This is a genomic window from Pseudoalteromonas sp. G4 (assembly GCF_028875915.1).
In the GTDB taxonomy this organism is placed as follows: domain Bacteria; phylum Pseudomonadota; class Gammaproteobacteria; order Enterobacterales; family Alteromonadaceae; genus Pseudoalteromonas.
This window is the reverse complement of record NZ_JAPEHW010000004.1, coordinates 73,049-84,866: the sequence shown is the minus strand read 5'-3', so window position 1 is coordinate 84,866 and position 11,818 is coordinate 73,049. Positions and strand designations below refer to the sequence as shown.

11 protein-coding genes are annotated in these 11,818 nt (G+C 36.7%); 8 read left to right on the top strand and 3 right to left on the bottom strand.

What is annotated here, in order from left to right:
• Nucleotides 1-28 precede the first annotated feature (28 nt).
• From ON073_RS03325 to tsaB, 5 genes are all read left to right on the top strand, one after another.
• The gene (locus ON073_RS03325; protein WP_274760444.1) at nt 29-922 is read left to right on the top strand and encodes a LysR family transcriptional regulator; all 894 of its coding nucleotides are present in this window, start codon (nt 29-31) and stop codon (nt 920-922) included.
• Complete coding sequence (locus ON073_RS03320; RefSeq protein ID WP_274760443.1) at nt 912-1,226, top strand: MGMT family protein; 315 nt, start codon at nt 912-914, stop codon at nt 1,224-1,226. Before ON073_RS03325 ends, ON073_RS03320 begins: the two co-directional genes overlap by 11 nt.
• Nucleotides 1,227-1,316: 90 nt before the next feature.
• Nucleotides 1,317-2,402 carry an HDOD domain-containing protein gene (locus ON073_RS03315; RefSeq protein WP_274760442.1) on the top strand — a complete coding sequence of 362 codons (1,086 nt, stop codon included), beginning with the start codon at nt 1,317-1,319 and terminating at the stop codon, nt 2,400-2,402.
• A gap of 287 nt (nt 2,403-2,689) precedes the next feature.
• Nucleotides 2,690-4,603, top strand: a complete 1,914-nt coding sequence (locus tag ON073_RS03310) for an ATP-dependent DNA helicase (protein WP_274760440.1) — start codon at nt 2,690-2,692, stop codon at nt 4,601-4,603.
• A 3-nt stretch (nt 4,604-4,606) separates the two neighbouring features.
• Nucleotides 4,607-5,287, top strand: coding sequence for a tRNA (adenosine(37)-N6)-threonylcarbamoyltransferase complex dimerization subunit type 1 TsaB (gene tsaB / locus ON073_RS03305; protein ID WP_274760439.1), 681 nt, complete (start codon nt 4,607-4,609; stop codon nt 5,285-5,287).
• A 194-nt stretch (nt 5,288-5,481) separates the two neighbouring features.
• On the opposite strand, the gene ON073_RS03300 is transcribed toward tsaB, so the two are convergent.
• Nucleotides 5,482-6,801 (bottom strand): alkaline phosphatase, encoded by a 1,320-nt coding sequence (locus ON073_RS03300; protein ID WP_274760438.1) that lies wholly within the window; start codon nt 6,799-6,801, stop codon nt 5,482-5,484.
• A gap of 78 nt (nt 6,802-6,879) precedes the next feature.
• Here ON073_RS03300 and ON073_RS03295 point away from each other — a divergent pair, with 78 nt between their 5' ends.
• The 3 genes from ON073_RS03295 (at nt 6,880) to rnd (ending at nt 10,703) form a co-directional block, all read left to right on the top strand.
• Nucleotides 6,880-7,731, top strand: a complete 852-nt coding sequence (locus ON073_RS03295) for an alpha/beta hydrolase (RefSeq protein WP_274760437.1) — start codon at nt 6,880-6,882, stop codon at nt 7,729-7,731.
• Between the two features lie 131 nt (nt 7,732-7,862).
• The gene (gene fadD / locus ON073_RS03290) at nt 7,863-9,524 is read left to right on the top strand and encodes a long-chain-fatty-acid--CoA ligase FadD (RefSeq protein WP_274760436.1); all 1,662 of its coding nucleotides are present in this window, start codon (nt 7,863-7,865) and stop codon (nt 9,522-9,524) included.
• 57 nt (nt 9,525-9,581) lie between these two features.
• Nucleotides 9,582-10,703: a ribonuclease D gene (gene rnd, locus ON073_RS03285; protein WP_274760435.1), complete on the top strand. Its 1,122-nt coding sequence runs from the start codon at nt 9,582-9,584 to the stop codon at nt 10,701-10,703.
• Between the two features lie 37 nt (nt 10,704-10,740).
• Here rnd and minE read toward each other — a convergent pair whose 3' ends face one another.
• Together minE and minD are read right to left on the bottom strand one after the other, a co-directional pair.
• Nucleotides 10,741-10,998: a cell division topological specificity factor MinE gene (gene minE / locus ON073_RS03280; RefSeq protein ID WP_274760434.1), complete on the bottom strand. Its 258-nt coding sequence runs from the start codon at nt 10,996-10,998 to the stop codon at nt 10,741-10,743.
• A 1-nt stretch (nt 10,999) separates the two neighbouring features.
• Nucleotides 11,000-11,809 (bottom strand): septum site-determining protein MinD, encoded by an 810-nt coding sequence (minD, locus tag ON073_RS03275; RefSeq protein ID WP_274760433.1) that lies wholly within the window; start codon nt 11,807-11,809, stop codon nt 11,000-11,002.
• Nucleotides 11,810-11,818: the final 9 nt, after the last annotated feature.

Sequence of the window (11,818 nt, the reverse complement as noted above, 5' to 3'; positions counted from 1 at the left end):
AATATTACGAACTGTATAAGTTAAACTTATGAAGATTACGCAGTTAACAATTTTAGATGCCATTGTCACATCAGATAGTTTGAAACAAGCTGCAGAAAAGTGTCATAAAACACAGCCTGCGCTTACTATGGCAATGCAAAAGTTAGAAGAAGAGGTTGGTTTTACATTAATTGACCGCTCTGGATATCGTCTTAAATTAACAGAGGCCGGTGAGAGGTTTTATAAACAAGCAAAAAGAGTATTAACAACCTGTGATGAGCTTAATAAAGTCAGTTCAACTTTGGCTTTAGGTTATGAGCCTAAAATATGCATTGCTTACGAGCAACTCGGTGGTGATGCACGCATTAATCAGTTACTAGGTAAAGTCATTAAACAATTTCCGGCCACGCAATTCGAAATATTAGGTGGTTCACGTTTTAAAGCGATTGAAAAACTATCTAAGGGGGAGGTTGATATTGGTATTGGTCCTTGGTTTGATATATTTCATGCATCTGGCGATTTTCAGAGTATTCAATTAAAACCCATAGAAGTCATTTTAGTTGCCTCACCCAGTGTATTACCCAATAAAAAATCAACATTGCTCAGTAGAGAGCTAGATGCAATTCCAAGCCTTACCCTTAAACCAACCGAATTACCTTTTGATGATGACAAACTTTCTTTTGCAAAGGGATCGCAAGTTGTTATGGTAGAGGAATTGGCAACATTAAGGTCTATGTTGTTACAAGGTGTCGGCTGGGGCTTAGCAGCTAAGCATTTTTGTAGTAATGAACTTGCTTCAGGAGAGCTTGTACAAATAGAACTTATTGATGGCGAAGATCAGTTTCATTCAGAACTTAGAGCATTTAGAAGTAACAGTAACTTTTATGGTCCAGTAGCAACAACTATTTGGCAAGGGTTAAAGCGTTTATATCATGACAAATGATGAAAAAAGAGATGCAATTTTGCTTGTTATTGCATCAATACCAAAAGGTAAAGTCGCAACCTATGGCAGTGTAGCTGAAATGGCATCATTAAAAGGGCATGCGCGTTTTGTTGGGTCAATTTTAAAAAAATTACCATCAGGTAGTAAAATCCCGTGGTTTAGGGTCATTAATTCGCAAGGTAAAATCAGTTTTCCAGAAAACGGTGAAAAATTTTGTGAGCAAAAATATAGGTTAGAAAGCGAAGGAATACTGTTCAAAAATAACAAAATTAATTTAAAAAAATACCTTTGGATAGGAAATTAACTGTTTATTGATACTTGCAAATATATAAATTTCTCGCACTCCATGTAATCCATATTACAATTACAAAAAAGCATTATTGATAAATGTGGTATGTTCAAAAAACTGATAGCTAAAGTGTTTCCATCTTTAAAACAAGAAATTGAAGCAAATCATTTCTATTTTGAAAATACCAAACAGGGGGTCAAAAATGAGGGTGAGATCAATTTTAAAAGGGAGCAAATTGAAAGCCCTATAGATTTCAAAAAACCTGCTGCACAAGCATTTATCGATAGTTTTTACGAACTCCTTTTTAATTCATCATTAAATAATACAACGCACGACCCGTTAAGCGATTTAATAGAAAATAAACTTCTACAATTACTTCGCCAACCAAATGAGATTTTAAGCTCACTACCTGTTGTACCAAGTTCTCTAACGGAAGTAATGAATACATTAAATTCCGAAGAGTTTAATGTTGATAAGTTAATTTCTCTAATTAGTGAAGATCCTGTTATTGCAGCTAAAGTACTCGAGCTTGCAAACTCGAGCTTTTATAACCGAAGTAATAAACCTATTTCAGATCTGAAAAATGCCTTTATGTTACTTGGACAAAAAGGATTAATAGAAGGGGTAATTAATGGCTTTGTTACACAAATGGTACCGAGAGCCCAAATTTACTTTAAAAATTACGGTAAAAACTTATGGTTACACAGCCAAATTACCGGCAGGATAAGTAAACAGTTTGTAGCTAAACAGAATCTAAATGCTGAAGAAGCCTATTTAGTTGGCCTTCTCATTAATTTGGGGTGTATGGTTATTTTTCAGTTAATGATTGATGCATTTGCAAGTGTTTGCCCAGATTCTCAACCTAACGCTCATAATTTAAAACGTCTAATTACTGCTTACGGTCAACGTTTAACATTAGACATAGCAAAGCTTTGGCATTTTCCCCGCAATATTTTAGAATCACTTGCTGTACAAACTAAAATTACTGATAAACATGCGTTAATTAATTACAGCAAAAATTACCCAATCGCTGCAGCTGTTTTCGAGGCAAACCAATTAGCCATGTTAACCATTTTAGTGATGCATACTAAACTGAGTCTTGATGAGTTAGATATCGACAAAGCGCTTATTGTTACAAGTGATAAAGACACGGTTATCGAACTAATCCATTCTCTCATTGCTGTTGATTAACACTATTAAGCAAACATTCATTCATACATCAATAAGATATTTAAAAAATTACTGGAGAATGAATATGTTTTGGTATTATTTTTCTATTGTGGTTGCGACTTTACTTTTTGCTTACTCATTAGTTTCTTCTCATTTAAAAACGGTCAAAATAAGCAATGATTAGTTTAAATTAATTAAAATGTTAAGAGGTACTGTACGTTGTCTTACTAAATGCCACTTATTTGCTACTTGTTGAACTTAGATATAATCGCTACACTTCCAGCCATTCTCAATATTCCTGCCTGTTAATGAACAATATCGATACTTTGTTTGGTCAAACTGGTCCTTTTGCACTTGCAATAAAAGGATATGCCCCACGAAAACCACAAATTGATATGGCAAAATCAGTTGCCAATGCAATTATGCATGATAAGCAGGCTATTGTTGAGGCAGGTACAGGCACAGGCAAAACATTTGCTTATTTAGTACCTGCGTTACTTTCTGATAAAAAAGTAATGGTATCGACAGGTTCAAAAGCACTACAAGAACAATTGTTCCATCGAGATTTACCAACGCTTAAAAAAATACTTGGTAAAGGTAAGAAAATAGCGCTACTGAAAGGGCGCTCAAACTATTTATGTATTGAGCGCTTAAATCAGCATGTTACACATGTACCGGTTGACGATCCTGATGTGATGCATCAATTAGCCATGGTTGCCAAGTTTTCATGTGAAACCCGATCAGGGGATATGGCTGACTGTAGTGGCATTGAAGAAGATGCCAAAGTACTACCTTATGTTACCTCAACAGCTGATAACTGTTTAGGTAAAGAATGTCCTTCGTTTCAAGATTGTTTTGTCAGAAAAGCCAGAATAAAAGCAATTGAATCAGACTTAGTGGTTGTGAATCATCATTTGTTTTTAGCTGATGCGGTAGTAAAAGAGTCAGGTTTTGGTGAACTAATCCCTAATGTAAATTGTTATATTTTTGATGAAGCACATCAGCTTCCCAATATTGCCTCTGAATATTTCGCCAGCCGTGTTAGTACCCGAATGGTAATTGAACTAGTTCGTGATATTCGCTTAGTTTATCGTGCGGAATTGTTCGATATGATCCAGCTTGGTAAAACAATTGATAAACTTGAAACCGCAGTGTGGGATTTACGTTTACAATTTCCAAGTGAAAGTCAGCGCGGTGATTGGCAACAAATGATAAAACAGCCTAATGTTTACCGTGCCATTGAACGTGTGATTAATGACATTAGTTTTCTATATCAAGTACTAAAACTCTGTTTAGAACGCAGTGATAAAATAGAAAAGTTATTTGAGCGTACCGCAAGTCTCAAAGGGCAGCTAGAAACAATGTATGAGGCACAAAAGCCAGGGTATAGTTTTTGGTACGAAACAACAAAACGTCATCTTACTTTTAGTATCACACCATTAAATGTCTCGGAGCGTTTCAGGGCACTTATAGATAATGCAACTTCAAGCTGGATTTTTACTTCTGCAACACTTGCTGTTAATGGCGATTTAACGCATTTTGCTAATGATCTTGGTTTAAGTACCTCAATAATGGAAGTCTATGACAGCCCATTTGATTACGAAAATCAGGCGATGTTATGTATACCGCGTTACTTACCTGAGCCAAGTAAATCAGAAATGGGTTTTTCAATAGTAAGTATTGCAAAACAAATGATTAAAGCTGCAAAAGGGCGATGCTTTATCCTCTTTACCAGTTATCGCATGCTTAATTTAGTTGCAGATGGGTTAGCACACAGTGTGGAGTATCCATTAATAGTACAAGGCCAAGCGTCAAAACGTATATTGCTTGAAAAGTTTGTTATGCATGGCAATTCGGTATTGCTTGGTACTGCATCTTTTTGGGAAGGTGTCGATGTGAGAGGTGATGCATTATCTTGTGTTATTATTGATAAGTTACCATTTGCTGCACCGGACGACCCACTTCTTCAAGCAAAAATGAAGTCACACAGCGGACAAGGGCACGACCCTTTTTATTCGTTACAACTACCCAGTGCTGTAATTGCATTAAAACAAGGTGTTGGTCGATTAATACGTGATCAAAAAGACAAAGGCGTATTGGTAATTTGTGATAATCGCCTTGTTACACGGGAATATGGTAGAATCTTCCTCGCCAGTTTACCAAACATGGCGCGAACTCGTGATTTATCCAAAGCGTCAGAATTTTTAGAAGCAATTAAATAACTTATGACAAAAATACTTTTATTAGATGCAGCCACTGAGGCACTTTCTGTGGCATTAAGTTGTGATTTAGAAAATGCACATTTTGAAGTGTGTCCTCAGCAACACAGTCAAAAAATGTTACCGTTAATTGACTCAATACTTAATAAGGGCAACGTTTCTTTAACTGATTTAGATGCAATCGCATTTGGTAGAGGGCCAGGTAGTTTCACAGGTGTACGCGTAGGTGTTTCTGTAACCCAAGGGCTTGCATTCGCTGCTAACTTACCCGTTATCGGTATTTCTAATTTACAAATTATGGCTCAGCAGGCATTTGATAGCTGTGATGTTGATTATGTGATTGCCACAATTGATGCGCGTATGGGTGAAATTTATTATGCAGAGTTTAAGCGTTGCCAAAATGACCTTGCTGAATTTGCATCAAGCGAGCAAGTGTTAAAACCAGAAGACCTTCAATTGCCGAGCATTGACGCATTAGTTGTTGGTACTGGTTGCCAAACTTACAGCGAATATTTTTCTGCCGATAATTTAACGATTAATAATGACATTACATTACCAAATGCGCGTTTTATGGCTAAACAAGCAGAGCTTGAATTAGCAAAGGGTAATACGGTTGCTGCAGCAGATGCGCAGCCTGTTTATGTGCGTGATACTGTAACCTGGAAAAAACTACCGGGAAGAGAGTAAGACCTAACTTAAGTAACTGATTATCATAACGGACTGTTTAACATGACACTCTATTGGAATTTATCAATGTAGAACAACTGCATAAGTAAATTCAGCATAGTTTCTATTTCATTAATAGAAAGCGATATCTGTTCACCTACTTAACAAAATTGGTATAAGAAAATAAAAAGGGTGCGTTAAATGCACCCTCATTTTTATTGTTTAATAAAGTTAATTAACTTACTCGCAATTTCGGTATTATCCAGATGACCTCTAAATTCATCTGCACCTTTACCATACGCTAAAATAGGTACGTCAATTGCGGTATGACCTGAAGTTGTCCATCCGGTATTAGACGCTTTACTAATAAGCATTTTTACATGCTCAACAAGTTGCTTTTTAGCTGATGTTTCGTCAGATTTTTCATTTTTAGCCGTAATTACCTTATTTGCAAGCAACTCAGCTTGGTCTTTATCAAGAGTAATAGCTGTTTTATCCTGCCAGGTAGATAATAAATTGTCTGACTTCATTAATGCCTTGGCAATTTTACTGCCACTTGCTTTGACGCCTTTAATCACATTTGTATGCCAAGAGTAATCACCATTAGCACCAAGAGTTAAGCCGCCAGTGCTATGATCTGCTGTAACCACTAATAATGTGTCTGGATTACTATCTACATAATGTTTGGCTTTCTTAATTGCATTTGCAAAATCGTCCATTTCAGCCATGGCGCAGGCAACATCATTAGCGTGACCACACCAATCTATTTGCGAGCCTTCTAACATGACAAAGAAACCATTTTCTTTATTTTTATCTAATAAAGAGAAGGTTTGTTCTGCCATATCACTAAGACGAGTTGGGTATTGATCAATCGCATAGGCAAATGCTGTTTCTTTAAATAACCCAATAGCAGGTAATGAATTTATGGTGTTTAATTTATCAAAATCACTTTCATAGTGATAACCAGCTTGTTTAAATTCGCTGACTAAATCGCGATCTTCACGGATAAAGTATTTGTAACCACCACCAAGTAGTAAGTCCACAGCAAGCTTGCCATTTATTTTTACATCAATGTAATCGTCGGCAATTTCATTATAATTACGACGGTATTCATTATGCGCAGCAAAACTGGCAGGTGTGGCATGATTTATCTGAGATGTAGCAACAAGTGCAGTTGTTAAACCTTTTGACTTAGCAATTTGCAACATTGTTGTAAGAGGTTTTTTATCAGTATCTACGGCAATTGCACCATTGTAGCTTTTGGTAGCAGTGGATAGAGCAGTAGCACCGGCAGCACTGTCAGTTACTACTGTATCATCATCAGGGCTAGTACGAGCCATGCCAACAAATAACTCATCAAAAATTGTTTTTTCAACGACTTTAGTTGACGGGTCGTCCATATAATATCGATAACCTGCTGTATACGCAGGTCCCATTCCGTCACCAATCATATAAATTATATTTTTAGGCGCTTCTACATTAGCAATAGCAGTTGATGAAAATAACACTGCTGATGCAATTAAAGATTTTTTCATGTGTGTTTAGTTCTATGTTATTTTGGCGACAAACATAACGTATTTACACGTTAAATAACATTTTTATCGGTGAATTCATTGCAACAAAATAGCTTCGAAACATTTTATCAAATCAATGAACTAAAAATTGCGTGTCAAAGGTTACAAAACAATGCAACTAAGGTAATTGCTTTGCATGGTTGGCAAGATAATAGTAATTCTTTTGTACCATTGATGAGTGAACTCTCACATTTTGATTGGTACGCGATTGATTTTCCAGGGCACGGTAAATCAGATTGGCGAAATAGCCAAGCACATTACTACTTTATCGATTATGTTGATGATGTGTTTAGGTTAAAACAGCAAATAGCTGCAAATGAACAGGTCATTATTATAGGCCATTCAATGGGGGCAATGGTTGCTAATCTTTTTGCTGCCTGTTTTCCTGAGCATGTTAAAGCAGTGATAGCAATTGAAGGGATTGCGTGTGTCACAACAGATGAAAATGAAGTGACGACACAATTAAAGAGTGCCATATTAAATCGTACCGAAAACAAACCCAAACGTATATTTTCAAGTTTTGAACAAGTAGTGAGAGCACGTTTAGCTGTAAGTGATTTAAATAAACAAAATGCGTCGCTTTTAATGGAAAGAAATGCAGAACTATTAGAAAATGGTTACAAACTATGCACAGACCCAAAGCTTAAACATCATTCTGGATTTCGTTTTACACCAAATCAGTGTATAGAAATGTGTAAAAATATTTTATCGCCAATGCTCGTAATTAAAGCAACAAATGGGTATTCTCTAGTAAATCAAGGTATTGAAAAATATAGTAAATACTTTTCAAACCTAACGATAAACCAAGTTTCTGGTGGGCATCATTGTCATTTAGAGTACCCCAAAGAAGTAGCTAATAAGGTTAACGTTTACGTAAAGGGTATGTTTTAAATAGTTTGTATAACGTGAATAAATATGTGAACATTAGCCCTTTAGAGTATTTACTCAATTGTTAATTCGCCTTACATGAATTAAGGTTTAAGTTGAACACAAACAATAAATATAAATTATAGGAGCCTATCGTGGAAAAGATTTGGTTGAAGCGTTACCCAGCGGGAGTTCCTGCTGAAATAGATCCACAGCACTATGACTCCCTGCTTGAACTATTTGAAAAAAGCTTTCAAGATTATTCACAGCTTCCAGCCTTTGAAAACATGGGCAAAGTTTTCACATATCAGCAGATGGATGACGCAACAAAGCGATTTGCTTCATATTTGCAAAATCAATTAGGTGTTAAAAAAGGCGATAAAGTTGCTGTAATGATGCCTAATCTATTACAAACACCTATTGCTATCCTAGGCACATTGCGTGCTGGCGCGACAGTTGTAAATGTAAACCCGCTTTACACAACACGTGAGCTTGAACATCAATTAAATGATTCTGAGACTACAACAATCATTATTCTTGCTAATTTTGCGCGCACATTAGAAGAAGCACTGCCACAAACTAACGTTAAAAATATTGTTGTAACTGAAATTGGTGACATGCTTGGTGGTGTTAAAAAGCACCTAGTGAACTTTGTTGTCAAGCATCTTAAGAAAATGGTGCCGGGTTACACACTACCGAATGTGATTGAATTTGCTGATGTTATGAAACGAGGCGATGTAACTAAGTATACACGCCCTGATCTGACACAAGATTGTCTTGCATTCTTACAATATACCGGTGGTACAACGGGTGTATCAAAAGGTGCAATGCTAACCCATGGCAATATGGTAGCAAACCTTGAACAAGTAACTGGTTGTTTAGACCCATTACTTAAGAAAGGTCAAGAAATGGTAGTTACTGCATTACCGCTTTACCATATCTTTGCACTAACAGCGAATTGCTTAACCTTTATGAAATACGGTGGTCACAACTTACTGATCACAAACCCACGTGATATGCAGGGCTTTATCAAAGAGCTTAAAGGTAAAAAATTCACTGTAATGACAGGTGTTAACACCTTATTCAATGGCTTATTAAATTCACCTGGCTTTTCTGAACTAGATTTTTCATCGCTAAAAATTTCGCTTGGCGGTGGTATGGCAGTTCAACGTCCTGTTGCTGAAAAGTGGCAAACGGTTACTGATTCTCGCTTAGTTGAAGGCTACGGTTTAACAGAGTGTGCACCACTTGTAACAGTCAGCCCATATGATCTAGATGGCTTTAACGGTTCAATTGGTCTACCTGCACCAAGTACTGAACTTAAGATTGTTAAAGAAGATGGCACAGAAGCAGAACTTGGTGAATCCGGTGAACTTTGGGTAAAAGGCCCACAAGTCATGAAAGGTTACTATAATCGCCCAGAAGCGACAGCTGATTGTTTAAAAGACGGTTGGTTTGCTACAGGTGACGTTGCAAAATACGATGAAGAAGGTTTCTTCTATATAGTTGACCGTAAAAAAGACATGATTATTGTATCTGGCTTTAACGTATTCCCTAACGAAGTGGAAGAAGTGGTTGCAATGCATGACGGTGTTCTTGAAGTAGCAGCAATTGGTGTACCTCATGAAGTAAGCGGTGAACAAGTTAAGATTTTTGTTGTGAAAAAAGACCAATCACTGACAGAAAAAGATATAATTAAGCATTGTCGTGAAAACTTGACCAATTACAAAGTGCCTAAGTTTGTTGAATTCCGTGAGGATTTACCAAAAACTAACGTCGGTAAAATTTTAAGACGCGCACTTAAAGAAGCAAGTTAATGGGGTAACCCAAAATTTAAAAACCGGCATAAGCCGGTTTTTTTATGAGGAAATACAGTGCAGTACGCATTAATAACAGAACAAGAAAGTCTCGATTTAGCCATCACGGATTATTCAACAAAGCCAATCCTTGCAATAGATACTGAATTTATGCGCCGTCGCACCTTGTATCCAGAGCTTGCCTTACTGCAAATTTATGATGGCAAAACTATTAGTTTAATAGACCCAACAGCCAATCTAGATTTATCAGGCTTTTGGCAGTTAATGGAAAATACTAATATTATTAAAGTATTGCATTCACCTTCTGAAGATCTTGAAGTGTTTTCTCGCCATGGAAATTGTATTCCTAAACCGCTTTTTGACACACAGTTTGCTCTAAGCTTACTTGGTGAGCGCAACTGTGTTGGATTTGCTAATATGGTGGAAATGTTACTTGATGAGCAAATAGATAAAAGTGAATCACGCACTAATTGGTTGCAAAGACCATTAACAAAAGCTCAGCTTGATTACGCTGCTGCAGATGTATTTTATTTAATGCCTTGCTATGACTTAATAGTTGAAAAATTATCTGACCAGAAACAAGCAATTGTTGTAAGCGAAAGCGAATTAATTGCAAATAAACGCGCTTACGATACTCCGCTCGATTTAGCCTATCTTGATATTAAAAATGCATGGCAATTAAACCCGAAACAACTAGCGGTATTACAACAGGTTGCCGGCTGGCGATTAAATCGTGCACGTGAGAAAAATTTAGCGCTTAATTTCATTGTCAAAGAATCAATCATCTTTGAAATTGCAAAGCAACAACCAACACATTTCGGTGCCCTTAAGCGAGTTTGTGAAGGTGATCAAGCGCTTATTAACCGCTATGGTAAAACCCTTATAAATTTAGTGAAGCTTGCGCTTGAAAAAGATGAAAGCGAGTATCCCGCAAAAATAAAACGTTTAATTGATTTTACGGGCTATAAAAAATCACTTAAAGATATGCGAGCTAAATTAGAATCTATCGCTAATCAAAATGACATTCCACTTGATGTACTTGCAAGTAAAAAGCAAATGAACCAATTAATCAGTTGGAAGTGGAAAGGAAAAAGTGAGGAGGCAGGGCAGTTAAAACCTGACCTTATGAGCTCTTGGCGTAAAGATATTGTAGAGGCAGGTTTAAAAGACTGGTTTTAAACTGATATTAAAAAGCCTGCATTAAGCAGGCTTTTTATTACTTTTCGTCTGGCAAGGTAACATTTAGTTCCAATACTGCCAAATCATCTTCATTTTGTTCAAGTTGAACTTGAACCTGATCTTGTTCGATATTAACGTACCGACGGATCACTTCTAAAATGTCTTGCTTTAATTGCGGCAAATAATCTGGAGTGCCACGGCTGGAGCGTTCATGAGCAACAATTATTTGTAAACGCTCTTTTGCTAAACTTGCAGTTGTTTTCTTTTGCGAGCGAAAGTAATCAAGTAATGACACATTAACCTCCAAAAATCCGTTTAAGAAGGCCTTTTTTCTCAGCTTCTAAAAAGCGGAAATCAACCTTTTCACCAAGCAAGCGGTCAATAGCATCTGAATATGCTTTACCTGCATCTGAATCTGAGTCAAGAATAACGGGTTGACCCGAGTTAGATGCATTTAATACCGCTTTTGACTCAGGAATAACACCTAATAGATCAATTGCTAGAATATCTTGTACATCTTCAACTGATAACATTTCACCTGAAGCAACACGCTCAGGGTTATAACGTGTAAGAAGAAGGTGCTCTTTCACATTCTCTAAACCTTCTTCAGCACGTTTCGATTTACTTTGTAAAATTCCTAAAATACGATCAGAGTCACGTACTGATGACACTTCTGGATTGGTTGTTACAATCGCTTCGTCAGCAAAATAAAGTGCCATCATAGCGCCGGCTTCAATACCCGCTGGCGAGTCGCAAATAATAAAGTCGAAGTCTTTCTTAAGCTCATTAAGAACAAGCTCAACGCCTTCTTTTGTCAGTGCATCTTTGTCACGTGTTTGCGACGCTGGTAGTATAAATAACTTTTCTACACGCTTATCTTTTATAAGCGCTTGATTTAAATTAGCTTCATTGTTAATTACATTTACAAAGTCATAAACTACTCGACGTTCACACCCCATAATTAAATCAAGATTACGAAGACCAATATCAAAATCGATAATAACGGTTTTATAGCCTTTTAGGGCAAGTCCTGTTCCAATTGCAGCACTTGATGTGGTTTTACCAACACCGCCTTTACCTGATGTGACAACAATAACTTTTGCCATGAAATTTAT